The following is a 26732-nucleotide window of genomic DNA, read 5'->3' on the forward strand; positions in this document are numbered from 1 at the left end:
ACCTTCCTCCACTTCGGCGGTGTCGTGCGGCAGTGGCTGCTGGATGGTGACGGGGATGCCCAGGGCGACGGCGCGGGCGCGCTGTTGGGGCCTGCCAGGCCGCCGTGCTCCATCACCAGCGTGCCGGCGGGCAGGCCGGGGTTGCGCCGAAGGACGTGTTCGTAGACGTCCAGGAGGACGCGGAGCGCGCGGTCGCCGTAGGCGTGGGTGCCGACCCGCCAGCCGCGCCGGACCACGGCCTCGACCGCCTCGACCAGTGCGTCGGGTTCCCAGATCAGCGTGCCGGAGAAGGCATGGTCGCAGGCGTACGGCTCCTCGGTGGCCCCGGCCTCCAGGCCGCCGTCGAGGCCGAACTTCACTTCCCACACCCGCAGCCACGGGTCGGAGCCGTAGCGCCAGTCCTCCATCGCGGCGAGCAAGTCCGCCACCTGCGCCTTGCCGGTCATGCCGAGCGCCGGGACCAGGGCCCGTACCCGGGTGTGCAGCGCCCCGCCTCGCGCGGGGCCGGCAGTACGGCGTAGTCGTCGGGGGTGACCATGCAGTCGCGCACGGCACCGATGCCGGTGGCGGCGTACTGGCTGCCGGCCAGGCGCAGTCCGTCGATGCGCCGGGCCCGGTCCGGGGCGGGGAGCAGGCGCTCCACCAGGTGCAGGGCGTTGTCGACCAGTCGTCCGTCGAGGCGGCCGTCGGCGTCACGACCGATGACTCCGCCCGGCGGTACGGGGGTGTCCTCGGTGTTGCCCGCCAGGCGCAGCGCGTGGGTGTTGACGACGTCGTTGTGGCCGCCGCGCTTGGGTGCCGGTCGGTGGCCTGGTCCAGTTCGACCGCGGTGGGCAGGCGCCGCTCGGCCAGGTTGAGCTCCTGCCAGTCGGTGTGGTGCGGGCCTGGTGGACTGCGGCATCCGGCAGGGCACCAGCGTGTGCACCGCGCCGGCCCGGATCAGCGCATCGGCTCCGTGGTCAGTCATCGTCTTCTCCCCTTGACTGGCGGAGCGCGGCTGGATCTCCGGAGCCAAGCGCCGAGCGTTCCTCCACGGGACGCCCGCTCACAGCAAGGTCGTCAGTTTCTCCACACTGCGGCGGCCCTCACGCCGTACGCCCAGGGGGATCAGGGCGGTGCGGGACGGCAGCCGCACGCCCCCGGTGAACGCGACCCGTGTGCCAGGGCCGTCGGGCGTGGCCGCCACGCCGATCAGCAGGAACCGGCTCTGCAGCCAGCACCAGCCCGGCCGCTGGACTCCGCGTAGCCGGGCCCGCATTCCGTACCTGCTGCGTGCCAGCGCCTCGACGCGTTCGCCCTGTCGGCGGACCACGCGCAGCCGCTCCATGTTGGTCACGACCTGTCCGAACCCACCCTCAAGGTCTCCCAGCAAGGACCAGACCTGCTCGAAGGGTGCGTCGACGTGCGCCTCGGTCACGTGGGCGCCGCGGATGCCGGCGGCGAGGGCGTGCAGACGGCGTACGGGGTCGAGGTCGGTGGTGGGCCAGACTTCGTTCATGACGTCCACGCCTTCCGGAAGGTGTCGCGGGCCCGGTGCAGCCGCGACTTGACGGTGCCCGTGCGCACACCGAGCAGGGCGGCGGCGGTGCGCTCGTCCAGACCCTCCATGTCACGCAGCATCAGCACCGCACGGTGCTCGGGTGAGAGTCGCGCCAGTACGTCCCTGATGTCGGCGCCGAGTTGGGGGTCGCCGCGGCTGGGGAGCGCGCTGAGGTCGGCCGGTACCGTGCGGGCGGCGCGGTGCGCGGTGCGGACCGCCTCGCGCACGGCGATGGCACGGACCCAGCCGTGCAGGGCGGCCGGTTTCTTCAGGGTGCGCAGCGACTTGAAGACCGCGACCAGGGCCTCCTGTGCCGCGTCCGGCCCCTGGTCCAGGGCGATGGGCGTGCAGACACGGACCACGAACGGGGCGAGCAGGTCCAGGAGTTCGGCCATGGCGAGGGTGTCGCCGCGCTGGGCGGCTCGCACGAGCCGGACGGTTCGGTCGTCGGGTCGCTCATCGGGCACGGGCCTCATCCTTCCACCGCGCCACGCGCAGTGCGGCCACGGCCAGGACCGCGCACAGCGGGGTGTAGAGCGCGAGGTTGAGCCAGTAGAAGACGGTGCCGGTCTCCTTGGCGAAGAGCCAGTAGATCCCCGCGAGGGCGCGCAGCGAGAGGCCCGCGGCCACGGTCAGGGTGCCGAGACGGAGGATCAGGTGGCGGGGGCGGCGGGAGTGGGCGCGGACCAAGGCGGCGGCGGTGAGGAGGAGGGCGACGAGAGGAAGCAGGATCGGCGGTGTGAATGGCACGTCCGTACCGAGAACAGCTTGGGACAGGCTCCCGTCGTCGGCCGCGGGCCAGGTGGCGCCCGTAGTCCAGTACAGGTGCAGCAGGGCGTCCACGGTGAGCACCGAGGTGACGAGCGCGGCGGCGCGGGTGGGGGCGGGGGTGTCGGGCCGGTACGACATGGGTCCTCCTGTGGTGACTCTGGGAATCCGTCACCCACCAGAGGAGCCCGCCACGCGAAACGTTCCATGGTGTACGCGAATTCTTCCGAGGCCCGCGACCCCACCCACTCGGCCCCTGCCCCACTCTGCGGCTGAGTGCACTCAGCCGTCGCTGGGGGGTTTGGGTAGTGCGCGGTGGGCGTATCAGGCTTCGAGAGCCTGGACGCGGGTGCCGGCCGGGTGCCGGCGGTGCCAGGCGCTGGTGAAGCGGTTGAACTCGAACTGCTCCTCGATCTCGCGGGGCCGGGCCGCGTCCGGGCGGGTGGCGTGCCAGTGGGCAACCGCCTCCGCCAGGGTCCGGCCAGGATTCTGAGCGATGAACTCGCGCATGAAGGCGTCGAAGTGAAAGCCGGGGCCGATCACCTCGACGAAGTACCTCCGCAGGACCTGGCCGCACCGCTGGCCGGGCGGGAGCACGGTGTCGCCGTTGACGGGCTCGGCCAACTGCGCGGTCGCCGGGCGACGGCGGGCCGGGGCGGCCGGCAGCGGCAGGTCGTCCAGGGCCGCGGCGAGCCGGGCGGTGAGCGCTGCCTTGCCGCCGTACCGCGCGACGCCCATCGTGCGGGCGAAACCGGTGAGCTCGTCCAACGTCCAGTACCAGCACAGCAGTTCGGCGCCGGTGAGGTGGGCCGTCAGGAGCGGCCTGAACTCGACAGCCGCCGCAGTGGTGTTCCCCTTCTCGTTCGCGCCCGTCATTCTGCCGCGTCTCGACGCCCCCCTCCAGGACGGCCTGACACCCTCGCCCCTGGCATCGACCGGGCCAGTTGCGGGCTCTCTGCCCAGCGGGTGAGCATGCCGACGGCCTCTGCACGGTCGGCGGGGGACAGCTCGGCGATCGCGGTGCTGTGGTTGGCGTCGGGAGCCCACAGGATGCGGGAGTCGCGGGTGCCGGGCCGGAAGGGCTCGGCGACGGAGGGGTCCTGGGCGCCGTTGACGAAGAGCAGACGGCTGCCGTGACGGCGGACCCAGCGGTCGATGTCCGGCATGGCGTCGCGGTCGAAGCGCATCGGGATGTCGCGCGGGACGAATGTACGGGGCTCGACGGCGTTCGGGTACCGCAGGAGGTCGAACAGATGGCGGGTGGGGAAGGCGAGGTATCCGAGCTGGGTGCCGAGTTGGTAGAAGTACGGGACGTAGTGCTGCAGGGCAGCGTCGGCATAGAGGGGCAGGCCCGTGATGTCGTCCAGCCACGCGTACAGCTCGTCGGTGTGGGCGTCCAGGCCGGGGATGGAGGCGAGGTCCGCGGCGGTGTTGCGCTGCCAGAACATGAACGGGGTGCGCAGGACGGCGATTTCGAGGGCCTTGTCGGCGCTGCCGACGATGCGGAACGCGGTGTTGCCGGCGGCGGCCCAGGCCTCATAGCGGGCGACCAGCTCGGTGCGGCGCAGCAGGGCCTGTCGCTGCACGGTCCGCAGGGCCTCGCGGCAGTCGGCGGTACCCACGCTCTCCAGGAACCGCAGGTACGCGGTGTTGTCCCGGTCGTCGACGTTGTTCGGGGCGGAATAGGCCACGGTGCCGTCCACGTCGTGGGGGTGGAAGCGGCGGTGGTAGACGCTGGTCATGCCGCCCTTGCTGCTGCCGGTGGAGATCCACGCGCCGCGGTAGAGCCGGCGGAAGAGGCGGACGACGCGGTGGTGGTCGTCGGCTGCCTGGCGGATGGTCAGCAGGGAGTGGTCGGCGTTCGCCGGGCGCGAGGTGCCGAAGAAGCGGTGCTCGACCTGGAGTTGGTTGCCGCCCAGCAGCACGGTCGGTTCGGCCCGCCGGGGCGTGAGTACCGCCTCGTAGCCCGTGCTGAACAGGACGGTGGGGCGGTCGACGGAGGTGTGCAGCAGGGTCAGGCGCTGCTCGAAGGTCCCGGCAGCGGGGTTCATGTGGTCGGCCGGCTGGCGCAGGCCGAGGACGAAGAAACGGTACCCGGGCTCGGCGCCCTGCCGTTCCTCGATCACCCGCAGCCCGGGCAGGGCCTGCAGAACCGCCAGGATGTCGTCGTCGCCGAGGTGGGTCCGGTGCCCCACTACGGCCGCTGCGGGTGCGGCAGCCGTGACGGCGAGGCCCGCCGTCATGGCCGCCGAGGTCAGCAGACGCCGTCTCGTCCACATGTGCATCGTGATTCCTCCTGAGCAACGACCACCGCGACGGCACCGGACCCGGAGCGGCGCAGCGGTCTCTTCCCTGAGTGGCTGACCGTTCCAGTACAGCCGCCGGGAGCCGCGGCATGATCCCGCGCGCGGGGGGACGGTCTCCCCCGGACGGGGGAGACCCCGCGATCACCTCCCCGGTCCGCTCCCGCAGCCTGGCCGGAAAAGCGCCGGTGAGCCCGAAAAGATCGCCGAACTGATGGAATGGGACACCTCCGGAATCCAGTCCCAGAGGCCGTGCTCGTGCCCAGCCGACGGGCATCGGCGGCTAACGCCACGCCCCCGCACCACAGCCAGGCTGTGCGGCAGCCTCAGCGACGCCGCTGTCGCCGGCCGAGCCGAAGGAGCCCGAGGCGTTCATGTACGCTCTGTGGGCGGACCATCTGGGGACGCCGAACGAGGAACTCATCGCCTACGTGCGAGGACTGCAAGGCAGCTGTCGGCTGGGCATCCTGAGCAACAGCTTCGTCGGTGCCCGGGAGCGAGAGACGACCCTGTACCACTTCGACGAACTGGCCGATCAGATCGTGTACTCATACGAGATCGGAATCGAGAAGCCAGATCTACGTGCCTTTGACGCTGTCTGCGCCGGCTTGGAGGTGCGGCCGGAGCACTGTCTCTTCATCGACGACTCCGCAGTCAACGTTGAGGCCGCCCAGGCAGCGGGCATGCAGGGGCACCTGTTCGAGACAAACGCCCACACCATCACGTGGATCGCAGCTCATCTGGATGCTGGTCCCTGGGCTCTGGAGCCGCGGAGGAGCGTGCGTTCCTGACCGGCGCCGGTCAGCGTGAGTAGTCCGCGAGGGTGAGCAGTAGGTGGGCCGACTCCGCGCGCACATGGTCGGAGTGAGCCCCCGCCGGATTGAGGCGGCGACCACGGACGTACACGTCGGAGGCGTCGACGTTGACGAAGCGGTGGTCGAGCGCCGTGAGCGGGTACCGCTCGTCGAGCGGCAGCAGACGTGTGGTGAAGACAGGCGTGGGTGCCGTACCAATCCCGGAGTGCCCGATGCCGGGCTGGCGCTCGGCGCGCAGATGCCAGAACCCCGTCGCCCGGTCGTGGCGGGAGTACGTGGCGACGACGGGGCCCCTCAGAGGAGCTCCGTCGTGCCCCTCACTCGGCAGGATGTTCCGGAAGAGCGAGAGGAACGCGTCGCGCCGTGCGGCCATCTGGAACAACAACATGCTGTCCGCAGTGAACGGGTGGGAAGGTGAGTGGCTCGCCGCGCTCCAATCGAGTGTGTCGTCGAGCCGAGCGTCCGCCGCCCACTGCACCGCCTCGCACAGGAACCGGCAACCGAAGGAGTGCCCGACAAGGTGGAGGTACTGCCCGTCGCGGTTGGCCAGCATGGGCGCCTCCTCAGGATCGGCGCGCTCGGCGTTCAGATAGCCGAGGAGCCCGCCCAGGACGTGCGCGGCATGTCCGCCCCCGTCGCGTGCACCCATTGCGTGCGCCCGATCCCGGATCCTGCGGTAGCCGGCAGGGGTGACCGGACTGGACGATGGCCAGCGCACCGCGACGCACCATGGGCTGAAGCCCTCGGCCGACAGGGCCGGATACCGGGCCGGGGCCGCCGCCAGGTTGCCGCGCGCCAAGGTCAACAGCCGTTCGGCGGTGCGGCGGGCAGAACGAGGGGAGGTCTGCCAGCCGTGGACGTAGACCAGGATGTCCGTCGCCCAGTCGGGCGGGGCGAGACGCTCCGCGAAGTACTCGCGCAGCCGGTGCTCGGGTACTGGCTCACCGGAACCCGCGTCGAGCAGCCAGCCGGTCTCGTCCAGGTCGACGGTCTCGATCTCGGCGACACGGCTCATGTCTCACCTCCGCTCGTCCGTTCCAGAGTGGCGTCCATGCCGCAATGCAGTGCGTAGGCGAAACCAAGAGGGTTGCGGTACCGGGTGGCGAAGTGCCGGGCCAGTTCGTATGCGATTTGGCCGGCGGTCGCCTCGCCACGCAGATATCGCGTAATGAACTCAAGCGCATACTCGGCGGCAAACGCCTGCGGCATCGAGATCTGAGGCCCGATCACACCCTGCGCACCGTGCTCGATAAGCATGCGTCCGAGGAACGCGCGGTCCGTGCTCGCCCCGGAGACTCCGGCATGACAGGCATTCAGTAGAACAAGCGGCCGGAAACTGCCGTGCCGGTGACGTGCCCGCAGTTCGCGTACGGTGTGGCCGTCGAAAGGGATACCGTCCGTGAGCCTGATTGCCAGGACGTGGGGTTCGGGCGCGTTGCCGATGAACTCGCCATGGCACCAGAAGTACATCAACTGCTCGTCCAGATCCGGGGTCCCGAAGTCGCGGACCAGATCCTCGTAGGTCGTCCGCACGATGCATGTCGTGCCCTCCGTCAATGCCTTCGCGACCTCGTCCGCCCGGGTGGTGCGGCCCACGCGGACATCATGGTTCAGGCTGACCATGGGCCGCTGCGATGCCGTACGGGGCGGCCCGATCCACGCATACGCGTCGCCCGTGTGCTCGATCTGATGCCGATGGCCGAGGAAACCGGCGAACAGAACGTTCAAAGGCGCCGCGGACGTGGTGGAATCATCGGCCACACAGAGCATGGGCCAGGGCAGATGCAGATCGGAGTCGAACCTCACCCTTAACCCCTCGCGGGACAGGGCCGACCGCAGATACGTGCGGAACATCTCAGTGCATGCGTCGTCTCCGCGCAACAGAACGTCGAACAGCAGAGATTCCCCGCCGCGGGCCAGATGGGCCACTGCCCGGCGCAGTTCATCCTCTGGTTCGGCACTGAGGTCGGCGACTGTTGCATACGGGCGCCGCCGGTCCCGCAGAGTCCGGCCTTGATCGTCGACCGGTTGGAAATCAACGAATGTCTCCTTCCAGCGGGCGCACAGTCGGGCCGCCGCGCTGTGGACCTCATCGGGCCGGACACTCAGGTCGGTCTTGTGCTCGGTGCCCTGGAGCGCCGGAACGGACGCGCCCGACATCCGGGCCCGAATCCGCCCGCCGCCGAGGACATCGAAGCTGACACGGAGATCGGGCGGCTTCGTCTCCAGGTGCGGCACGAAGCGGAAACCGTCGCTGGGGTCCTGGACGACCCGGGTGGTCAAGGTGCGGGGCACTGGGTCAGGACCTCCCCCTGCCCGGCCTCGACCATGGCTTCCCCGACCCAGTGGGTTCACGAGGCGCGATGTCAAGGTCCGTCTCCACCTGCTGCAGGACGATACCCGTGTCGTGGTGCAGAAAGGTGAACCGGATCCGGTGCGTGCCGGATTCCGCAGCCGTGACACGGAACTGCACGGAATCAACGGTCCCAGAGCCGTACGACATCGTGGCCGGCACAACCTCCGCGGCACTCATCGGCTTCGCCACGACGTCCAGTGTGGGTCGGGCACCCGGGCGGGCCCAGGGATGCGCGGCCTCGGCCACAAGTTGCACAGCCAGACGCACGGATACCCCGGCGCGGGGAACCTCATCCAGCAGCGTCAAGTGAACCTGACAGCCCGGCAGGGCCGACGGATCGGCAAACACCCCGTCGCCATCTGTGACCGGAGAGGGATGGGCGGTGCCGCCCGTCATGACGTCAATCGGGTCCTGAGCCACCGTCTCAGGGCCATGCGGACAGCCACTGGGACGCGCAGACTGTCCAGAATCGACAGCGCCACTGCCGCCATTGCGACCGGCAACGCTGTCCCACCGCGCATCGACGCGCGCTCGAAGGCGGCGTAGACACCGCTGACGCATCGGCCCGATGCTGCCCACCGCGAGGCCTGTCGCGGCGGACACTTCTGCATAGCTGGGCGGCGGGGAGGTCATCAGAATGCGCAGCAACTGCCTGCACCGCGGCCCGAGTTGCTCGAACTCCTCCCACAGGATCCTGATGCGATCAGCCTCGGCAGCACTTGATGCCAAACCGGGCCGCGCTTCCTCGGGGACGCGATCCCCGGTCATCCGGTCGCGCAACCTGGGGTCGTCACGCCTTGGGCTCTTCAGCGCTTCCAGGGATTCTTGGCGCGCGGTGCCCGCGAACCAGACCCCGGCCCCCTCCGGTTCAGGGAAGTCCTTCAAAGTTACGACGAAGCGGAACCAGACCTCCAGGTAGACCTCATCGCAGTCGGCGTCCGAGAGCCCATGCCCGCGTACGACGGCCCACACCAGCGGGCTGAACTCCTCCACGAGCGCGTCCCACGCCGCCTTGTCACCATCGGCGGCGGCCTCGACCAACACCCCGACAGCTGCACGGTCCATGGGCCCCACCCCTCCGTGTACGGTCAGTAATCGTACGCCCAGCACGGGGTCGGTTCAGCTCCGCACGCCAGAATCAGATGAACTCCCGACTCACGCAGTTCGGTCACGGTGATCAGCCGGGCGAGGGGCGAGTGCCAGAAGGTTGCGGCACGCGACCGGCCTACCGGGGGTACAGGTGCGCAGGCCGCCGTGCACCCTGATCCACGGCCACCGCGCGTCCGCACCGCATCACATGTGACAGCGAGGTACGGAACATGTCACAGGGCTCGTACCGACAGGTGCCGTCGCTTCCCCCGGAGCCCCACCGGATGGGATCTTTACCGGCCGAAGCGGCCCTCAGCGGGTCGCCGGGAGAAAACGGGGTGGACACCTTGACGCGCCAACAGCACGGCACCGACAACGGCAGAACCGCCAACAGCGCTCGGAGAGTTCGCAGGACCGGCACATTCGGCACAACGCGGCGCCGGGCGGCGGTGAGCGCCACGGCGCTCGTCATGGCCGTGCCGCTGACCCTCGGGGCCGCAGGAGACGCGGGGGCGGCCGGGGACCACCCGATCGTCTTCGCCCGCTACACCGCAACAGCGCCCGTCGAAGACCTCTACGCGATCTCCCCCGGTGGCGGCACGCCCGTCCAGCTCACCCACACCTCCACCATCAGCGATGTGATGCCCAGTTGGTCTCCGGACGGCAAGCGGGTGGCCTTCGTCCGCTACGGATCCGGTGGCGCCATCGACGGCATCTGGACGATGAAGAGCGCCGGCGGCGACCTGAAGGCCGTCCCGGGTACCAAGGGCGCCTCCGACCCGGCGTGGTCCCCGGACGGCAAGCGGATCGCCTACGCCAAGCCCGTCGGCACCCAGCGCGAGATCTATGTGGCCGACGTCGACGGCACCCCGGCCACCCGGCTCACCCACACCGCCGCGGACGACCTCCATCCGACCTGGTCCCCGGACGGCAAGTACCTGGCCTTCAACCGCGCGGACGCGGCCGGACACAGCAGGGTGATGCGGATCCGGCTGTCCACCCTGGCGCAGAAGGCCATCACCGGGGCCGGCTCCCACGACTGGACGCCCGACTGGTCGCGCAACAACCGGATCGCCTTCAGCCGTGTGGACTCCTCGGGCTTCGCCCGCCTCTACCTCGTCCGCCCCGACGGCACCGGACTGCACCGCATCACCGCCGCCCGACTCAATGACAAGAACCCCTCCTGGTCCCCCGACGGCAGCCGCCTGGTCTTCACCAGAGGCGGTGCCGACGACGCGGACCCCGAGCACCTCTACCTGGTACGGGCCGACGGCACCGGACTGACCCAGCTCACCAAGACCGACTCCCATGACCTGGAGGCGGACTGGCGCCCGTAAGACGGCAGTCGGCGACCGGTCTCGGCCCCATCCCGTACGGACTCAGCGACCCCTTCCCCGCAAGCAGGCAAGCGGATGCGCGCCTCAGCCGCTGTCCCGCACCGCCGCGAGGCATTGGTCGTAGAGATCCGCGAGGTCGAGCCGTCCGTCGTGCTCGGCCCAGAGCTCGGTGGCCGTGTCGACGCAGGCGAAGACGGTCGCGACGATCGCCTTGGCGCGTGGGTCGACGGCCGGTCCACGCGCCCCGCCGGCAGCCTGGTCGGGGCCGGGACCGGGGCCCAGGCGGGCCTGGACGACCGGGACGAGGTCGGCCTGCCAGCGCAGCCGCTTCTCGACGTAGCGGGCGCGCAGCGAGGGGGTCGCGAAGATCAGCCGGGACAGCTCCAGCACCCGCTCCGGGGTGTGGTTGGCGGTGAGGACGACCTCGAATCCGGCCCGCAGGGCATCCCAGGGGGACACCTCCGCCGACTGCCGCTCCACCGTCTGTTTCAGCAGCTCACCCAGCGCCTCCTGGTCCCCGCAGACCAGATCTTCCTTGGTCCCGAAGTAGCGGAACAGGGAGCGCTGCGAGATCCCCGCCTCGCGTGCGATCTGCGCGATCGTCGTCTGCTCGTAGCCCTGCTCGGCGAACAGCCGCAGCGCCGTGTCCAGGATCGCCTGGACGGCGGCCTGCCGCGTTCGGTCCCACAAGGTCGTCATGAGGCCCAAGGCTACCGTCCCTCTGGACAGCAGCCGCCTATTTGGCATTGACTGCCAGGTAGGCAGTGACTGCAATAAGGAGGGCATCATGACAGCGGTCGACTACGAAGGCCAAACCACCCTGATCACCGGTGCCAGCGCAGGCCTCGGCGCCGAGTTCGCCCGCCAACTTGCCACCCGGGGCTCCGACCTGGTGCTGGTCGCCCGCCGCAAGGAACGCCTGGAGGAGCTGGCCGCCGAATTGCGCGCACGTTACGGGATCCAGGTGCACGTGCTGGCGATGGACCTCGCCACCGGCAACCCCGGGCAGGCGCTGGCCGAGCAGCTGGGGCGGCTCGGCCTGCACGTCACCAGCGTGATCAACAACGCCGGGTTCGCCGGCTTCAGCCCCTTCCACGAGGCGAATCCCGAACGGCTACGGCGCGAGATCGCCGTCGATGTGACCGCGGTGGCGGACATCAGCCGCGCCCTCATCGGGCAGCTGCGGACGGCGGGCCGCGGGGTGCTGGTCAACGTGGCGAGCATGGCCGCCTCCCAGCCCAACCCCCGTATGGCGCTCTACGGGGCGACCAAGGCGTTCGTAATGAGCCTCACCGAGGCGCTGTGGGAGGAGTCCCGCGGCACCGGTCTGCGGGTGCTGGCCCTGTCCCCCGGTGCCACCCGGACCGAGTTCTTCGACGTCGTCGGCACCGAACGGGCCGCCGGCGGGACCAGGCTCGCCTCGCCCGTCGACGTCGTCCGCACCGCGTTGGCCGCCCTCGACCGCAGGAACCCGCCGCCCAGCGTCATCGCGGGACGCATGAACCGGGTGATGGCCTTCCTCGCCTGCCGGCTGGCCACCCGGCGGCAGATCATCCGGGCCGTCGGCCGCCTCACCGCCGAGGGGACGTGACGCGGGCGTACGCCCTCGGACGCGCGCATACGGACGTCGAGAGCGACCGTGTCGCCCCCTGTCCGAGTGAGTCGGCCGACGACCGGCGGCCGCTTCTCATGCCGCTCGGTCGTGGGCATCGATCCGATACGGCGCACGACGCTCTTGAGTGACACGATCGGTGCTATGGGCACCGAGACGGACTGGGCGTACCGGGTGTTCGAGCCGCACGGCTCGGAGGGATGGCGCCCCTACGGCAGCGAACCCGAACGGTGGCAGGGCACGATCACCGCCGACGATTCGAGCGAGGGCCCTCAGTACGCCCTCTCGCTCGTCGTCGCCGACCTGATGAGCGAGTGGAAGGCGCGCGGCCTTCACCGAGCGAAGCACGTACGGGTCTGTCTCTGGCGCGACGAGGTGGGCGAGGTGGAGGAAGCCGACGCCATCGTCGAGGTCCGGCCGAACATCGACGGCGAGTGACCGGCGGGCGTCTGCTCCGTGACGAGGGGTTGCCGCACACGGACCATGCATTGCTTCGGCACCGATCGCCCCACGCCCGGCCAGTTCGAGGAGTTGCTCCCGGGCTCATGCGGCCAGGGGGTGGATCAGCCGTTGGTCCGGTACGGCTGCAGGAGGGTCGACAGCAGCCGTTGGGCCGCGGCAACCGCATGGTCGGCGTCGGCCCCGTCCATGCCCAGGACCGGATCCAGTCCCTGCACGTGCGGCGCGAGCGCCAGGTGAGGGAGCAGAAACAGCATCAGTGAGAGCAGGGCCTCGGTGTCGGCGCCGTCGTCGAGCCACCCTGCCGCGGCTCCTTTGTCGAAGAGGGAGCGCACGACCGCGAGGTAATGGCGATTGACCGCCGCGCGGACGGCCGCGGGCGCGGTCGGGTCGGGTTCGAGGTTGGCCGCCGCGGTCAGGGCGCGTTCACGCGGATGCTCGTAGAAGTAGCGCACCCAGAACTCGATCAGCGAGTCGAGCGCCCGTTGACGAACGCACCGCGGCACACACCCACACCTTCAGCGTCGGGGACCGGCGGAAGAATGCCTTCCTCGTCTCCGGCACCGAGGTTCTCTTCCTTCCCGAGGCATTCCCCCGGCTCGACCCCGTGACCGTCTACAACGGCTGGTTCCCGCCGCTCAGCCGCCCCGCCACCGTGCTGTCCGCACTCGCCGGCACCGCGGCGGCACGGCATCCCACCGGCCGCCGGCTCATCGACACACTGACCCGTCCCTTCATCGGCCCACCCGGCGGACCGGACGCCGCGGAACGCGCAAGGACCCGCACCCACGTCGTCGCCGTGGCCTCGGGCGCCCCCGGCACCGCGCCGCTCGCCGAAGTCCACCTCGAAGGCCCCGGCAATCCACGACCTCACCGGCGAACTCATGGCCTGGGCCGCCGACCGGCTCGCCACCAGAACCGGCTTCACCCCCGGAGTCGTCTCCCCCGCCGACGCCTTCGGCCCGACACACTGCGCCAGGGCTGCGCCCAGATCGGACTCACACCCGTCTGACCCAGCGCCCATCGCCCAGCGCCCATCGCTCCTCGGCCCACCGCGCACCTCGCACCGCCTCCGGCCCACCTCACCTCATCCCGCTGAGCCCGTTCCGCGTTCCACGTTGCCGACCCAATCGGGCAGTGCTTCGCGACGCTCCAGCCACGTCCTGGGGATCCCGGTCAGGCCGGTCCGTGCCGCGACCGTGCCGCCGGTGATGGCGCAGGTGGTGTCGACGTCGCCAAACCCTTCCGCGGTGGTCCACAACGCGTCGACGAGACTGTCGAGGTGCCGGGCGGCGGACCACAGCGCGAACGGTACGGTGTCGCTCGCCCGGATCCGCTGACCGTTGCCCAGGATGTCGGCGGCCTGCCACGGGGGCGTGGCCGCGGGCACACCGACCGCCTCCTGCAGGCCGTCGCGGACCGGCCCCGCGGGCGTGCGCTCGGCGACCTGCCGCAGCAGCTCCGGCCCCTGCGGCGCAGGCTGGTTCCGGCTGCGCGCGGCCAGGGCGGACGCCACTGCCACGGCCACCGCGCCCGCGACACCCTCCGGGTGGGCGTGTGTGACCTCGGCGGAGAACGCGGCCTGCTCGGCTGCTTCCTCCAGGTCGTCGCAGAACCACGCGCCCAACGGCGCCACCCGCATCGCCGCCCCGTTGCCGAGACTGCCCTGGCCGCCGAACAGGCCGCGCGTGTGGACACGCCAACTCGACGGCCGTTCAGCGAGCTTGGGCAGCAGTTCATGCATGCCGTATCCGTAGCCGCGGGCGGCGTCGGCAAGGTAGGTCGCGGCGAACGTCGCCGCCAGGTCGTCCTGGTGAACCGCGCCGTGCGTCTCCAGGACTCGGCAGACCGAGAGCGCCATTGCCGTGTCGTCGGTCCAGTGCCACGCCGACTCCTCTGGCGTCCGGCGCTCCTGGATCGCCTCGAAAGCCTCCGGAGCGGGACGGAAGCGCGGAAACCAGCGCTCCCCGAAAGCGTCCCCGAGGGCCAGGCCCTCCAGGGAATCACGGGCGGCATCGGAAAAGATCATGGGCTGCATGCTGCCAGCGCCCCCGCCCCCCGTGCACCCGGATTCCCCACCATCCGACAACTCAGTTTTCCTTGACAAATTTTCTTGTCGGACCGATGCTGGGAGCGTGCCGCAGGCACCGCCCGGTCAGCGGACTGCACCAGAAAATCCGGACACAAGACCTCAAGGAAGCCAGGATGCGTACTCTGATCAGCACTGCCTTCATCTCGCTCGACGGCGTCGTCGAGGCGCCGGGCGGCGAAGCCGGTTACCGGAACGCCGGATGGACCTTCAAGGACGTCGAGTTCCTCCCCGAGGCGTTCGAAATCAAGGGGCGGGAGCAGAAGGAAGCCACCGCGATCTTGCTGGGCCGGGTCAGCTACCAGGCGTTCAGCCCGGTGTGGCCGGACATGGAGGAATTCGCCGACTACAAGACGATGCCGAAGTACGTCGTCTCCACCACCCTGACCGACGCCGACCTCGTCTCGAACTGGGGCGAGACCACGATCCTGCGCTCGATCGACCAGGTCGCCGCCCTGAAGCAGACCGACGGAGGCCCGATCATCGTCCACGGCAGCGCCTCCCTGAACCACAGTCTCTCGGACGCGGGCCTGATCGACCGCTACCACCTGCTGGTCTTCCCGCTGCTGCTCGGCGCGGGCAAGCGTCTGTTCAGCACCGCGGACAAGGACACCCAGAAGCTGAAGCTGGTCGAGCACGACGCCTACGCCAACGGCCTGCAGAAGCAGGTCTTCGACGTCGTGCACTGACAGTCGTGCACTGACAGTCGTGCACTGACAAGCGCCGACGCCCGTGACCGTGCCCCGTGGCTCAGCGCCAGGAAGGGTGGCCCTCCGGCGTACTGCCGGTGGTGAGCTTGCGGTCGCCCGTACCGTCGGTGCGGATGGCCCAGACGGCCGGTTGGTCGAAGGGCCCGCGGACGAAGGCCACCCACTTGCCGTCCGGTGACCAGACCGGGTCCATCTCCTGGGCGGAGGTCTCCACCAGTGCCCTGTCGCCCGTGCCGTCGGTCCTGATGATGTGGATGTCTCCCCCTGTCCCCACGCCGGGCGCCCCGGCGGTGTAGGCGAAGTACTTGCCGTCCGGGGACCAGACGGGGTCGAGCGCCCGCCGGGACTGGTGGGTCACCTGCTGGGGTTCGCTGCCCGGCTGCGACGGATCGACGAGGTGGATCTGCCAGCCCGACGTCTTCTGCAGACAGACGGCGATGTGCTTGCCGTCGGGGGACCACGCCGGGTCCTCCACCTTCCCGGTGCCGGTGGTCAGTTGCTGGGCGGAGCCGTCCGAGACGTTCACGACGAACAGTTGCTGCACGCCGTCCTGCCGGCGCAGGACGGCCAGTTGTCTGCCGTCCGGGGACCAGGACACCCGGCCGCCCGAGATGGCGGCGATACGGCGGACGCCGGTGCCGTCCGCGTTCGCCGTCCAGACAGCCGATTCCTGCCCGATCTTGCGTGTGAACGCGATCGACTTGTGGTCGGGGGACCACTGCGGGAGGACGTCGCATGCGCCGTCGATCAGCTGTTTGGGGTTGTCCGTGGTGGAGTCGCGGCGGCCGATCACGCTGTGGCATGTCGACGTCGACGATCCGGGGGCCGTGTCCAGCCGGACGAGCAGCGGGGCGTCGGGAAACGCCGCGGGGGTCGATCGTCGGGGCGACGAACCACCCTTGGCATGGTCGCCGCTCTTGCCGGAACCGGCCCAGGGCTGCCACACGAGCAGGCCCGCGGTGGCCGCCGCGGCCAGCAGCGCCGCCACGGCGACGACCGTCCCGCGGCGGCCGCGCCGCTCCTCGACACCGCCCACCGGGCCGGGCCTGCCGGGCGGGACGGGGCCGCCGGTCGGCGGTGCAGGGTCAGGTCTGAAGGTGGGCGCGGGCCCGAAGCCGGGGCCGGGCGGCGGCTGGACGGTCCGGGGGTGGGAGGCCACGGCCGTCCCCTCGGCAACCGTCGGTGGGGCAGCCATGGTCGTGCGCGGGTCGGTGGGCGCGACTGTCGGGCGATCCGGCGGTGCGACGTACGCCGCCGGGTCCTGGCCCCGTACGAGCGCGGTCGCCTCCGCGGGCAGCCAGACGCCGTCCGACGGATGGTGGACCGTCAGGTGATTCAGGAACTCCGCCGGACTGGGCCGCTCCCGTGGGTCCTTGGCCAGGCAGGCCGCGACGAGCCCGCGCAGTTGGCCGGGGACTCCCGTGAGGTCCGGTTGCTCGTGGACGACGCGATAGTGCCGGGCCGCCGACGCCCCGTCGCCGAAGGGAGCGCCGCCCGCCGCCTGGCCGAGCACCACACCCAGGGCGAACATGTCCACCGCGGGAGTGAGCGTGCCGCCGGTGAGCTGCTCCGGCGCGAGGAAGCCGGGGGTGCCGATCTGGAACCCGGTCTGTGTGAGGGCCGTACCGTCGAGGGCCCGCGCGATGCCGAAGTCGATGACTCGGGGGCCGTCCTCCGCGATGATGATGTTGGCGGGCTTCAGGTCGCGGTGGATGACCCCGGCCTGGTGAATCGCCCCCAACGCCTCGGCGAGGCCGGCGGCCAGCACGGTGAGCGTGTCCACGGGCAGGGGACCCACCCGGTCGAGCACGGCCTGCAGCGTGGGTCCGGGCACGAAGGCCGTCACCAGCCAGGCCGGCTCGCCCTCCGGGTCGGCGTCCACGACAGGCGCGGTATGAAAGCCGCCGACGCGACGAGCCGCGGCCACTTCGTCGGCGAACCTGCGCCGAAAGCCCGGTTCCGTGCTCAACTCCGGCCGTACGACCTTCACGGCCACCGCCCGACCCGACCGCGACCGGCCGAAGTAGACGACGCCCATCCCGCCTTGGCCGAGCCTGCCGACCAGCCGGTACTTGCCCTCCCCGACAGAGGCGGGATCACCCGCTTCGAGCGGCCTCATGACTCCCCCATCTCGCTCCTCCTGCGTGGCTTCGGGAGCTTCTTGCCCCGCCCCCGGTGCCCGCCGAGCGGCCTGCCATCAGCCGCAAAACTCCCCAATCCCGGCCACCTTGTCGGCCCGTGGCGACGGGTGTCAACCGCTGCCGCCGGTGCCGCCCTTGCCGCCCGCGCCGCCGGTCTCGCAGCCGAGGCCGAGGCAGATCCCTCCGGTGCCGCCCTTACCGCCCTTGCCGCCGTCGCCGGTGCCCACCGCGACCCCGCCCGTCCCGCCGGTGCCGCCGTTCGCGCTGCCGCCGCAGATCCCGGCACAGATGCCACCCTTGCCCCCGATGCCGCCCTCACGGCCCGGTGCGCCGGTCGTGCCGGTGCCGCCGTTGGCGCTGCCCTCGCACAGCCCGGCACAGATACCGCCCTTGCCGCCGTTGCTCCCGTTGACGGTCCCGTTGCAGTTGCCCGCACACACCTGGTCGCCGATGCGCAGGCTGCCGTTGCCCACGGTGACGGAGCCGAACGACCCGCTGCCGAACTGCCCGCCACCCGGCTGGGTGCCTTCGGCCGGAAGCTGGCCGGCGGCAGCCGTCGTGGCCGTATGGCTCTGCGGCATCGGTGCCGCCATCGCGGTCGGCGCCATCGCTCCGGCCGCCAGACCGGCGGTCAGGGCCGTGGAGACGGTGAGTCCGAGACGGGCCTTCCAAGAATGCACACGCATGATGTTTCCCTTTTCGAAGAATTGTTTTCCGTTACGAGAATTCGGGATTTGACAGGAACGCCCCGACCCGCATCGAGTCGGGGCGTCCGGTGTGCCTCTCAGGAGCCGAAGAGGGAATTCAGATTCAGCAGTGCGGTCCAGTCACCGTCGCGGACCTGCTTGACCCAGGTGTCGATCTCCTTCTCCGAGATCTTGTACTTCTTTGCGACGTCGGACTTCTTCGCGTGCCCGGACTCCACGATCAGCACGATCCGTAGCTTGTCCACGGCCGTGAGCTCGGACTTGGGTTTGTCGGGCAGGTCGCCGAGCGTGAAGCAGCCGCGCCCGCCGGGCTTGCCCGGCTCCCCCGGCTCACCGGGCGCACCGCCCTTTCCGCCCTTGCCGCCCTCCCCGCCCTGGCCGCAGTGGGCATGGTCGGCCGGGGCCACCTGGCTGACGCCCGGGGTGAGACCCGGCGACGCCTGGGCGGCACACGCGGTGCCGGTGGCGAGGGCCACCGAGGCCACTGCCAGCACGAGCGGCCGCCGCCAGCGAATTCTGGACATGGGGTTCTCCGTTTTCCTTGAGCGAGGATGTGGTTCTGCGGGCGCTGCGTCGGCTTGCCCGACTCCGCTCGCGTTGATCAATGGGGGCGGAGGCCGTACGAGCCCCCGCCCCACCGGGTGGAGCGGTCAGAAGATGCTGCCGCCCCCGGCGCCGCCGCCGCCGCCCTGGCCGCCGAACAGAACGCCGAACCCACCGGCGCCGCCCTTGCCGCCATTGCCGCCCTGGAAGATGCCGAATCCTCCGTTGCCGCCCTTGCCGCCGTTGCCGCCGATGACACCGTCGCCACCGCCGCCACCGCCGCCGCCGTTGCCGCCGAACAGACCGGTGCCGCCGTTGCCGCCCTTGCCGCCGTTGCCGCCGATGACACCGTCGCCACCGCCGCCACCGCCGCCGCCGCCACCACCGGCCAGGATGCCGTTGCCGCCATTGCCCCCGTTGCCGCCGTTGCCGCCGACACCCAGGACGCTGCCGCCTCCGGAGCCGCCGGAGCCACCGCCGCCGCCGATCAGGCCGCCGCCCCCGTCACCGCCGGCACCGCCGGCACCGCCGCCGTGGACGAAGCTCACGACGCCCGTGGCGGGCATCGGGGCGGCGGTCGCGGCGGACGCCGGAAGGACGATGCCCCCGGTGATCACCGCGGCCGAGGCGACGAACGCCGCGAGGCGGAAGCCCCGGCGCTTGGGACGGCCGTTGTTCTGCGTGTGAAAAATGCAGGTCATAATTTCTCTCCTACCGATTAAGGCGCTCTTGTCATTCCTTTGCGGATTTCCTTTCCGGATTTCCTCTCCGGTGAGGACCGCACTTCAAGTACGCCCCATCGGCGTCACGCGGTCACGTTCCGATGAGTCGTGACTTGACCGCACGGGATCGATCGGGTAAAAGCCCGCGGTAGCTGGGGTTCGGTCCTGAGTATCACGAAGCTGCGGAGGAGATCGTGACCGGTGAAGAGTTCTGGCAGTGGCTCTTCCGGCCCGCCCCGCACTTCGAGCGGATGATCCGCAGCGGGCTGCCGATGCCGGAGTTCCTCTACACGCGCCGCCCTGGCAGGTACTCAGCGGAGACCACCGGTGTTCCCGCCCTGCCCGGCGATCTGTCGCCGCTGCTCGACGAGCGTTTTGATCCCGCGCTCGTACGCGACCGGGACCTCCCCCTGAGGATGTTCGGCGCTCTGTGGTCCGAACTCGTCACCGAGGGAACGGAGTTCCTCAGCCAACTGCCCGTAGGCCGGCGCACCACGCTTGCCTATGAGGATCTCCTCGGCAATCCCGCCGAAGAGCTGACCCGCCTGGCCGACTCGACCGACCGGCTCTCGGCAACCGCCGCTGTCAGCCGCAGTACAGCAAGCCCGCCTTCTGCTTGGCGGCCAGGATGCGGTGGACGCTCTGGTCAACCTGCGCACGGAAGGTCGCGTCCTTCGCCATCCGGATCTGTACGGCCTTGGCCATGGCCGGGACCAGGTTCGGTTCGACGGTCAGGACCAGGTCTCCGCCGGACGACAGGAAGTTCAGGGCGCGGTTGGCCGGGGACACTGCCTTCACCGCCACCGCGTTCCCGAGGTCGTCCGAGATCACCACGCCCTTGAAGCCGAGTGTCTTGCGGAGCAGTCCCTGGATCACCGTGGGGGAGAACACGGCCTGATGCTTCGGGTCGATCTTGCTGTACGTGGCCAGAGAGATCATGACGAAGGGTGCGCCCGCCTTGATTCCCGAGCTGAACGGGATGATGCTCGAACTCTTGTTCGTCGTCACCGAGTCCACCACGTTCGCCGTGGTGTCGGTGTTGCCGCGGACGTAGCCGAGTCCCGGGAAGTGCTTGAGCGTGGCCAGTACGTTGGCTTGGGCGAAACCGGCGGCGAACGCGTCGCTGTGGGGGGTCACCGTCGCGGCTGTGTGGCCGAACTCGCGGTCGTACCGGCCGATCGGTGCGTTGTTCCTGCCCAGGCTGGCCGGGACGACATCGGCGACGGGCGCGAGGTTCAGATTCACACCGGCCGACTTGAGCTGCTTCGCCCATGTGGTGGCCTCGGTACGGAGCTTCGAGGTCGACCAGGTTCCCTGCACCAGTGCGCTCGGCATGGTCGAGAACCCGGGGCCGGACAGCACTTGCACCTTGCCGCCCTCCTGGTCGGTGGACACCAGCAGGCCCACGCGGTGCCCCGACACGGTGTCGGCCTTCGCCTGAAGACCGTCGACCAGGGTCTTGGTCGCCTTCGTACCGGCCGTACTCCGTCCGGCCAGGAAGACCGACCCGACGTGGTACTGGCGCAGAACCTGGATCCGGTTCTGGTCGGGGTTCGAGGCGGCGACGGCGCCCATGAAGAGCTGGCCGACTCTTTGCGGCCCGGTCATTGCCCCGAAGACCTTATCGACGCAGGTCGCCGTCGCCGTCGTACTCCTCGTCGTCGAAGCGGGTGCCTCCGATACGACCGCAGCGTGCGAGGGGTAACCGCCGCCCAGGCTTGCGCCCGCCAGCGCAAGCGACAGCAGCGGGACAGGCCAGACCGCCCTCTTCCCTCTCGGACCATGGGATGGTGCCTGCCGCGGTCTCATGCGGAGCCCCTTCCGGTACGCCGATCACGAACCGGGCGCCCCTTGCCCGGCCGCCCACGGCGGTCACGCAGCCACTACGACTAAACGTACATCCATCCGAGCGCGTTCGCCTCTGAGGTCGCGGACTTGGCGCATGCGGCACAGGGATGTCGCACGGGCCACGTCGGTGCGGGAGCTCCGGTAGTACGGCTTTGGCCAACTCCGCGTCCAGGGAGTGGAGATCAGGCCGCACGGTGGGTGCCGCACGTCGTGACGGATGCGGTGCACCTTTCGGCGGCGGGACAGCGGGAGCTCCGGCAGGTCATCTGGTCACCGCCGCAAGAGGAACGGCGTTCCGCCTTGCCACGTACGGCGTGATCGGCTCGGGCCACAAGGAGCTGACGCCCCGCCTGGTGACGAATCTCGCCGCCCTGTTGGAGACCGACGCCCTCGAACTGGCCGCCCTGACCGGCGTCTTCCTGTCTGAGATGCCGGCGTCTCCGACCCCTCAGGCCGTGGACGCGGCGGCACACCTGTGGGAGGCGCGGCGTCTGCCTGCCGCCCAGGCGCGGCACGTCTCCGAGCCCTCGCCGGTGGCCATGCGCTTGGCCCCCGCGTGGCCCGCCATCCCGGGACCGGCGGGCCGGCACCTCGCAAGGCGCCGACGCGGGGTAAGCGGAACCTACGCCTCCGACAACCGAAACGGAAGCCCCCTTTCCTCTTGACCCTCAACCTTCGCAGACGCAACCTGAACCCCACGCGTCGCAAGGGAGCCCCCCATGAGCCGAGCCACCGCCACACACCGCGTCGTCGAGTACTGGACGGACAAGGACACCCACGTGATCTTTCCCGTCACGCGGAACGAAGAAGTCGACCGCATGAGCGACGAGCAACTGATCTCGAAGTACGGGAACCCCGCAGACGGAGCGGTTGTGCGCATCGTCCGCTAGTCACGCGGCAGACAGCAGGAAGGCGGCGCTCCGGGCGAACTCGTCCGGGGTTCCGTAGCGACGCGGAGGTACGTCGGCGGTCGCCCGGGCCCTGGCGGCATCGGGGTCGCCACTGCACGCGTCGAGTTCGCACACCCGGTCGGTTTCGATATGGGCAGGCACGAGGCCGACGACACGTATACCTCTCGAACCCAGCTCATTCGCCAGATTCTTCACATAACCGGCCAAGCCCGGCCGCAAGGCATTGGAGATCGCGAGGCCGGGAATCGGCTTGTACACGGAGCTGGAGAGGACGAAGCCGATGACGGCGCTCTCGCCCAGCTCCGCCGCGACGGTGCGGGACAGCCGCACCGCACCGAGGAAGACCGACTCGAAGGCGGCGTGCCACTGATCGTCGTCGATGGTGTCCGACGTACCCGCCAGAGGCCCGCCGACGCTGATCAGCACGGTCAGCGGAAGACCCACTGGGCGCCGCGCACCATATGTCGCATGAAATTGGTTTCGGTGCACAGTGCGCGCAACGCTGCCCGTGACTGTCCGGAACCGACCGTACGTGCACGGAAGCTCTTCGTCCACGAGTCCCCCGTAAGTAGGGTGATCTCGTGAAGGCACTCCTGTTGTCTGGTGGCTCGGGTACCCGTTTGCGCCCCATCACCCATACATCGGCGAAACAACATGTACCGGTCGTGGGCTCCTCCACCTCGATCGCCGACGACTGGCGCGAAGAAAGGTTCAGCCCGATGAGCTTCAGGATCCAGCCGACCGCCCAGGTCGACGAGAGCGCCGCGATCGGTGACGGGACGACGGTCTGGGATCTGGCTCAGATACGGGAGGACGCCCGCCTCGGCAGCGGATGCATCGTGGGCCGGGGAGCGTATGTCGGCCCGGGAGTGCGGATCGGCGACAACGTGAAGCTCCAGAACTACGCCCTGGTCTACGAGCCCGCCGTGCTCGGTGACGGGGTGTTCGTCGGCCCGGCCGCGGTGCTCACCAACGACTACTTCCCCCGCTCGGTGGACCCGCAGGGCCGGCTGAAGCGCGGTGGCGACTGGGAGGCCGTGGCGGTGGAGGTGGCCGAGGGGGCATCGCTGGGGGCCCGTTCGGTGTGTGTGGCGCCGGTGCGCGTCGGTCGTTGGGCGCTGGTCGCGGCGGGTGCGGTGGTGACCCGGGACGTGCCGGACTTCGCGCTCGTGGCGGGTGTTCCGGCGCGCCGGATCGGCTGGGTCGGCCGGGCCGGCGCCCGACTGGTCGAGCGGGAGGGCGAGTTGGGCGCATGGGAGTGCCCCGAGACGGGCGCGCTGTACGACGAGAAGGGCGGCGAACTCGTCGAGCGCGTATGACTCCCTGATTTCTCCCAAAACGCCACTCCTCGAACATCCGCATGCATAACATGTGTGCGAACTGTGCAGACCTAGCACAGTGAGCACGCAAACCGGTCGTGCCCAGGGGGGGTTGCCGGGTGGGGACACCTGTGCCTGAGGCCAGGAGTGACAACCGCTCCGACGCCTGACGTCGACCTTTCGCCGCGCGGCCGTCCACGACGCGGCGATCACAAGCCTGTCCATGTAAAGGACCCACAGGGGGGTTGGTGTGCCCAAGCGATGACCACCACACGTCTGGCGGCGCTCGGTCATGAGGAGCCACCGCTGCTCGCGCTCGCCCAACGACTGCTCACAGTCGCCGAGTCGGGGCTTCCGTCCATGCTGCTTCCCGGCGGCGAGGCCTTCGCCTTCACCATGGCCGGACGGAAGGCGCCCGACGGTTCCTGGACCTCGGAGCGGCGCGGGACCAGCACACGGTACGCGGCCATCACCGCGCTGGGCGCCCAGTTCCTCCCCGAAGACCGTCAGCGCGCGGTGCTCGGGGGGCGTACGGCCCAGGAATTCACGGGTCTGCTGGTCGAGTCCTTGCCCGCGGTGACCAACCTCGGTGACGCGGCGCTGATCGCCTGGGCCGCCGCCGAGACCGGACACCCCAAACTGTCCGACGCCCTGGAGCGGGTGACTGCCCTGGACGAGGAGGGGCGCCCGCAGTACACCGTCGAGGCGGCGTGGGTGCTGTCCGCCCTTGCGGCGGCGCGGGACACGGTCGATGTGGAGAGACGTTTCACCGCGGCCCGCGACCGGCTGCTGCGAGCCCGGATCGGGGACAGCCCGCTGTTCGCGCACGCCACCGGTCCCGGCCTGGTGCCCTGGTACCGGGCGCACGTGAGCTGCTTCGCCGACCAGACGTACCCGATCCAGGCCCTGGCCCGCGCCCACGCGAGCGGCGACGGAGACGGCGATCCGGAGGCGCTGGCCGCGTCCGAGGCGTGCGCGGCGCGCATCTGCGAGCTGCAGGGCGACGGCGGGCAGTGGTGGTGGCACTACGACGCCCGTACCGGCGGTGTCGTGGAGGGCTACCCGGTCTACAGCGTCCACCAGCACGCGATGGCACCGACCGCCCTGTTCGATCTCGCCGACGCCGGCGGCACCGACTTCGGCCGTTCGATCCGCCGGGGCCTGCGCTGGATGACGGACGTGCCCGAACTGGCCGCCCGCCCGGAGAAGCGGGAGCCGTTGATCCTCGACAAGCTCGGCGCCACCTGGCGCAAGGTCTACCGCGGCGATCCGAAGAAGGCCGTACGGGCCGCCCGAGGGCTCGGCACCCGGCTCGCGCCGAACCTCCGGCTGAAGTCCCTGGACCGGGTGTACCGCCCCGTCTTCGTGGACCGCGAGTGCCGGCCGTACGAATTCGGCTGGATGCTCTACGCCTGGCAGGGGGGCCGCATATGAGCGGGCGTCAGTCTCTCTTCGGGGTCGAACTGGACCCCCTGACCATGGACGAGACCGTGGAGCGCTGCCTCGCTGCGGTCCAGGACGGCAGGCAGCTCGAGATCGGGGTGGTCAACGCCGCGAAGCTGGTGAACATGCGGCGCGACCCCCGGCTCGCCGAGGCCGTGTCCGGCTGCGATCTCGTCCTCGCCGACGGCCAGGCCGTGGTCTGGGCCGGCCGGTTACTACGTGCCCCACTGCCGGAACGGGTGGCCGGTATCGATCTGTTCCTGCGGCTGCTGGCCGAGGCCGAGTCGGCGGGCGTGTCGGTGTACTTCCTCGGCGCCGAACAGGACGTGCTGGAGCGCATGGTGGGTCGGGTGGCCGAGCGCTTCCCAGGCCTGAAGGTCGCCGGCAGCCGCAACGGCTACTTCGACGATTCCCAGCAGGAGGCGATCGCCGACGCGATCGCGGACAGCGGTGCCCAGATGCTCTTCCTCGGCATGACCTCGCCGAAGAAGGAGATCTTCACCGCCGCATACGGCGCACAGACCGGAGCCCGCGTCGTGCACGGGGTCGGCGGCTCGTTCGACATCCTGGCGGGCGTCACCAAGCGGGCTCCCGAGTCCTGGCAGCGGTGGGGCATGGAGTGGCTCTACCGCGCGCTGCAGGAGCCGCGCCGCCTGGGCCGGCGCTATGTCACCACCAATGCTGCCTTCCTCCTCATGACGGCGCGCGAGCTCATCCGGCTCACCCCGTCGCCCGCCTCCGCGAACAGGAGTCACTGATGCGCGTCGTCGTGGTCGGACAGGGATACGTCGGCCTGCCACTGGCCATCCGCGCCGCGGAGGTCGGACACGAGGTGATCGGCTACGACGTCGACTCCCGGCGGGTCAAGAGCCTTGCTTCCGGTGTGTCCTTCGTCGAGGACGTCTCCTCCGAACGGATCCGCGCGGCACTGGACCGCGGCACCTACCGCCCGAGCGAAGCGGCCCGCGACTGCGGCGGATTCGACGTCGCCGTCGTGACCGTCCCGACGCCGTTGCACGAGGGCACTCCCGACCTCCGTTACATCCAGGAATCGGCGGTCACCCTGGCCCGCTATCTGCGCCCGGGAGCCACGGTCGTCCTGGAGTCGACCACCTATCCGGGCACCACCCAGGAGCTGTTCGCCCCGATCCTGGAGGACGGCTCGGGTCTGACCGCGGGCACCGACTTCCACCTGGGCTACAGCCCCGAGCGCATCGACCCCGGAAACACCGTCTGGGGCTTCCAGCAGACCCCGAAGGTCGTGTCCGGCGTCAACGAAGCGTCCCTGAAGGCCGTTCAGGACTTCTACGCGCAACTCGTCGACACCACCGTTGCGGTGCGCTCGCCCAAGGAGGCCGAACTCGCCAAGCTGCTGGAGAACACCTTCCGGCATGTGAACATCGCGCTGGTCAACGAGATCGCTATGTTCGCCCACCACTTGGACATCGACGTCTGGCAGGCCATCGACGCCGCCTCCACCAAGCCCTTCGGCTTCATGAAGTTCACGCCCGGGCCGGGCGTGGGCGGTCACTGCCTGCCGATCGACCCCTCGTACCTGTCCTGGCGGGTGCAGCGCGAACTCGGCCAGAGCTTCCGCTTCGTGGAGCTGGCCAACGACATCAACAGCCATATGCCCGAGTACGTGACGCGCCGCATCAGCGACCTGTTCAACGAAAGACGTCGTTCCGTGAACGGCTCGCGCATCCTGCTGCTCGGCCTGGCGTACAAGAAGAACACCGGCGACGCCCGTGAGTCGCCCGCCCTGCGCATCTCCCAACTGCTGCTCGACATGGGGGCCCAGGTCAGGGCGGCCGATCCGCACGTGGTCGAGACCCTGCCGGTGGACACCCGGCTGGTCCGGGTCGAACCGGCACCGGACGAGCTGGCGGCCGCCGACGTGGTGGTCCTGCTCACCGACCACGACAGCTTCGACTACGAACTCATCGCCGAACACGCCCCGTTCGTCCTCGACTGCCGTCGGCGGCTGCCGTCCGGACCCACGATCGAGGTGCTCTGAACC

27 protein-coding genes and 4 pseudogenes are annotated in these 26732 nt (G+C 70.2%); 12 read left to right on the forward strand and 19 right to left on the reverse strand.

The window, feature by feature from the left end:
* Positions 1–161 precede the first annotated feature (161 nt).
* The 7 genes and pseudogenes from ACZ4EG_RS23630 to ACZ4EG_RS23660 form a co-directional block, all read right to left on the reverse strand.
* Positions 162–446, reverse strand: a pseudogene (locus tag ACZ4EG_RS23630) (amidohydrolase family protein); the annotation flags it as partial.
* Positions 443–967 carry an amidohydrolase family protein gene (locus tag ACZ4EG_RS23635; RefSeq protein WP_467791964.1) on the reverse strand — a complete coding sequence of 175 codons (525 nt, stop codon included), beginning with the start codon at positions 965–967 and terminating at the stop codon, positions 443–445. The gene ACZ4EG_RS23635 and the pseudogene ACZ4EG_RS23630, both read right to left, overlap by 4 nt.
* Before the next feature lie 78 nt (positions 968–1045).
* Complete coding sequence (locus ACZ4EG_RS23640) at positions 1046–1498, reverse strand: hypothetical protein (RefSeq protein WP_467791965.1); 453 nt, start codon at positions 1496–1498, stop codon at positions 1046–1048.
* Positions 1495–2016 carry an RNA polymerase sigma factor gene (locus ACZ4EG_RS23645; RefSeq protein WP_453549126.1) on the reverse strand — a complete coding sequence of 174 codons (522 nt, stop codon included), beginning with the start codon at positions 2014–2016 and terminating at the stop codon, positions 1495–1497. The genes ACZ4EG_RS23640 and ACZ4EG_RS23645 overlap by 4 nt, the downstream gene beginning before the upstream one ends.
* Positions 1997–2449, reverse strand: a complete 453-nt coding sequence (locus tag ACZ4EG_RS23650; protein ID WP_467791966.1) for a DUF3995 domain-containing protein — start codon at positions 2447–2449, stop codon at positions 1997–1999. Before ACZ4EG_RS23650 ends, ACZ4EG_RS23645 begins: the two co-directional genes overlap by 20 nt.
* Before the next feature lie 183 nt (positions 2450–2632).
* Complete coding sequence (locus ACZ4EG_RS23655) at positions 2633–3184, reverse strand: DUF6434 domain-containing protein (protein WP_467791967.1); 552 nt, start codon at positions 3182–3184, stop codon at positions 2633–2635.
* A complete protein-coding gene (locus ACZ4EG_RS23660) occupies positions 3181–4593 on the reverse strand; it encodes a S28 family serine protease (protein WP_467791968.1) in 1413 nt (470 codons plus the stop codon). The genes ACZ4EG_RS23655 and ACZ4EG_RS23660 overlap by 4 nt, the downstream gene beginning before the upstream one ends.
* 383 nt (positions 4594–4976) lie before the next feature.
* Here ACZ4EG_RS23660 and ACZ4EG_RS23665 point away from each other — a divergent pair.
* A pseudogene (locus ACZ4EG_RS23665) lies at positions 4977–5402 on the forward strand (HAD-IA family hydrolase); the annotation flags it as partial.
* 10 nt (positions 5403–5412) lie between these two features.
* Here ACZ4EG_RS23665 and ACZ4EG_RS23670 read toward each other — a convergent pair.
* Genes ACZ4EG_RS23670 through ACZ4EG_RS23680 form a run of 3 tightly spaced genes read right to left on the reverse strand, consistent with a single transcriptional unit; the run spans position 5413 to position 8847 of the window.
* Positions 5413–6441, reverse strand: coding sequence for a hypothetical protein (locus tag ACZ4EG_RS23670; protein WP_467791969.1), 1029 nt, complete (start codon positions 6439–6441; stop codon positions 5413–5415).
* Positions 6438–7721, reverse strand: a complete 1284-nt coding sequence (locus tag ACZ4EG_RS23675; RefSeq protein ID WP_453549117.1) for a CHAT domain-containing protein — start codon at positions 7719–7721, stop codon at positions 6438–6440. The genes ACZ4EG_RS23670 and ACZ4EG_RS23675 overlap by 4 nt, the downstream gene beginning before the upstream one ends.
* 4 nt (positions 7722–7725) lie before the next feature.
* The gene (locus ACZ4EG_RS23680) at positions 7726–8847 is read right to left on the reverse strand and encodes an RNA polymerase sigma factor (protein WP_467791970.1); all 1122 of its coding nucleotides are present in this window, start codon (positions 8845–8847) and stop codon (positions 7726–7728) included.
* Between the two features lie 473 nt (positions 8848–9320).
* On the opposite strand from ACZ4EG_RS23680, the gene ACZ4EG_RS23685 reads away from it, so the two are divergent.
* The gene (locus ACZ4EG_RS23685; RefSeq protein WP_467791971.1) at positions 9321–10208 is read left to right on the forward strand and encodes a hypothetical protein; all 888 of its coding nucleotides are present in this window, start codon (positions 9321–9323) and stop codon (positions 10206–10208) included.
* An 84-nt stretch (positions 10209–10292) separates the two neighbouring features.
* On the opposite strand, the gene ACZ4EG_RS23690 is transcribed toward ACZ4EG_RS23685, so the two are convergent.
* The gene (locus ACZ4EG_RS23690) at positions 10293–10907 is read right to left on the reverse strand and encodes a TetR/AcrR family transcriptional regulator (protein WP_467791972.1); all 615 of its coding nucleotides are present in this window, start codon (positions 10905–10907) and stop codon (positions 10293–10295) included.
* Between the two features lie 88 nt (positions 10908–10995).
* Between ACZ4EG_RS23690 and ACZ4EG_RS23695 the strand changes: the two genes are divergently transcribed.
* Together ACZ4EG_RS23695 and ACZ4EG_RS23700 are read left to right on the forward strand one after the other, a co-directional pair.
* A complete protein-coding gene (locus ACZ4EG_RS23695; protein WP_467791973.1) occupies positions 10996–11799 on the forward strand; it encodes an SDR family NAD(P)-dependent oxidoreductase in 804 nt (267 codons plus the stop codon).
* A 165-nt stretch (positions 11800–11964) separates the two neighbouring features.
* The gene (locus ACZ4EG_RS23700; protein ID WP_453549105.1) at positions 11965–12258 is read left to right on the forward strand and encodes a hypothetical protein; all 294 of its coding nucleotides are present in this window, start codon (positions 11965–11967) and stop codon (positions 12256–12258) included.
* Positions 12259–12383: 125 nt separating this feature from the next.
* Here ACZ4EG_RS23700 and ACZ4EG_RS23705 read toward each other — a convergent pair whose 3' ends face one another.
* A complete protein-coding gene (locus ACZ4EG_RS23705; RefSeq protein WP_467791974.1) occupies positions 12384–12785 on the reverse strand; it encodes a hypothetical protein in 402 nt (133 codons plus the stop codon).
* Positions 12786–12886: 101 nt separating this feature from the next.
* Here ACZ4EG_RS23705 and ACZ4EG_RS23710 point away from each other — a divergent pair, with 101 nt between their 5' ends.
* Positions 12887–13291: a hypothetical protein gene (locus ACZ4EG_RS23710; protein WP_467791975.1), complete on the forward strand. Its 405-nt coding sequence runs from the start codon at positions 12887–12889 to the stop codon at positions 13289–13291.
* A gap of 75 nt (positions 13292–13366) precedes the next feature.
* On the opposite strand, the gene ACZ4EG_RS23715 is transcribed toward ACZ4EG_RS23710, so the two are convergent.
* Positions 13367–14308, reverse strand: coding sequence for an ADP-ribosylglycohydrolase family protein (locus ACZ4EG_RS23715; RefSeq protein WP_467791976.1), 942 nt, complete (start codon positions 14306–14308; stop codon positions 13367–13369).
* A 176-nt stretch (positions 14309–14484) separates the two neighbouring features.
* Here ACZ4EG_RS23715 and ACZ4EG_RS23720 point away from each other — a divergent pair, with 176 nt between their 5' ends.
* Entirely contained in the window at positions 14485–15057 is a 573-nt protein-coding gene (locus ACZ4EG_RS23720; protein ID WP_467791977.1) for a dihydrofolate reductase family protein, read from the forward strand.
* A 61-nt stretch (positions 15058–15118) separates the two neighbouring features.
* On the opposite strand, the gene ACZ4EG_RS23725 is transcribed toward ACZ4EG_RS23720, so the two are convergent.
* The 5 genes from ACZ4EG_RS23725 to ACZ4EG_RS23745 form a co-directional block, all read right to left on the reverse strand.
* Positions 15119–17197 (reverse strand): protein kinase domain-containing protein, encoded by a 2079-nt coding sequence (locus tag ACZ4EG_RS23725; RefSeq protein ID WP_467791978.1) that lies wholly within the window; start codon positions 17195–17197, stop codon positions 15119–15121.
* A 132-nt stretch (positions 17198–17329) separates the two neighbouring features.
* Positions 17330–17905, reverse strand: coding sequence for a hypothetical protein (locus ACZ4EG_RS23730; RefSeq protein ID WP_467791979.1), 576 nt, complete (start codon positions 17903–17905; stop codon positions 17330–17332).
* A 98-nt stretch (positions 17906–18003) separates the two neighbouring features.
* Positions 18004–18450, reverse strand: coding sequence for a DUF1153 domain-containing protein (locus ACZ4EG_RS23735; protein WP_467791980.1), 447 nt, complete (start codon positions 18448–18450; stop codon positions 18004–18006).
* A gap of 126 nt (positions 18451–18576) precedes the next feature.
* Positions 18577–19170, reverse strand: coding sequence for a hypothetical protein (locus tag ACZ4EG_RS23740; protein ID WP_467791981.1), 594 nt, complete (start codon positions 19168–19170; stop codon positions 18577–18579).
* Positions 19171–19776: 606 nt separating this feature from the next.
* The gene (locus ACZ4EG_RS23745) at positions 19777–20799 is read right to left on the reverse strand and encodes a glycoside hydrolase family 3 N-terminal domain-containing protein (RefSeq protein WP_467791982.1); all 1023 of its coding nucleotides are present in this window, start codon (positions 20797–20799) and stop codon (positions 19777–19779) included.
* 959 nt (positions 20800–21758) lie between these two features.
* Between ACZ4EG_RS23745 and ACZ4EG_RS23750 the strand changes: the two genes are divergently transcribed.
* The gene (locus ACZ4EG_RS23750) at positions 21759–21929 is read left to right on the forward strand and encodes a hypothetical protein (RefSeq protein WP_467791983.1); all 171 of its coding nucleotides are present in this window, start codon (positions 21759–21761) and stop codon (positions 21927–21929) included.
* On the opposite strand, the pseudogene ACZ4EG_RS23755 reads toward ACZ4EG_RS23750, so the two are convergent.
* Positions 21930–22376, reverse strand: a pseudogene (locus ACZ4EG_RS23755) (SDR family oxidoreductase); the annotation flags it as partial. It lies immediately after the preceding gene.
* A gap of 155 nt (positions 22377–22531) precedes the next feature.
* Here ACZ4EG_RS23755 and ACZ4EG_RS23760 point away from each other — a divergent pair.
* The 5 genes and pseudogenes from ACZ4EG_RS23760 to ACZ4EG_RS23780 form a co-directional block, all read left to right on the forward strand.
* A pseudogene (locus ACZ4EG_RS23760) lies at positions 22532–22624 on the forward strand (sugar phosphate nucleotidyltransferase); the annotation flags it as partial.
* Positions 22625–22669: 45 nt separating this feature from the next.
* The gene (locus tag ACZ4EG_RS23765) at positions 22670–23269 is read left to right on the forward strand and encodes an acyltransferase (protein ID WP_467792142.1); all 600 of its coding nucleotides are present in this window, start codon (positions 22670–22672) and stop codon (positions 23267–23269) included.
* A 261-nt stretch (positions 23270–23530) separates the two neighbouring features.
* Entirely contained in the window at positions 23531–24703 is a 1173-nt protein-coding gene (locus ACZ4EG_RS23770) for a hypothetical protein (RefSeq protein ID WP_467791984.1), read from the forward strand.
* Positions 24700–25470: a WecB/TagA/CpsF family glycosyltransferase gene (locus ACZ4EG_RS23775; protein ID WP_467791985.1), complete on the forward strand. Its 771-nt coding sequence runs from the start codon at positions 24700–24702 to the stop codon at positions 25468–25470. Before ACZ4EG_RS23770 ends, ACZ4EG_RS23775 begins: the two co-directional genes overlap by 4 nt.
* Entirely contained in the window at positions 25470–26729 is a 1260-nt protein-coding gene (locus ACZ4EG_RS23780) for a nucleotide sugar dehydrogenase (RefSeq protein WP_453549079.1), read from the forward strand. Before ACZ4EG_RS23775 ends, ACZ4EG_RS23780 begins: the two co-directional genes overlap by 1 nt.
* Positions 26730–26732: the final 3 nt, after the last annotated feature.

The sequence above is a fragment of the Streptomyces sp. NPDC025638 genome (assembly GCF_055558775.1).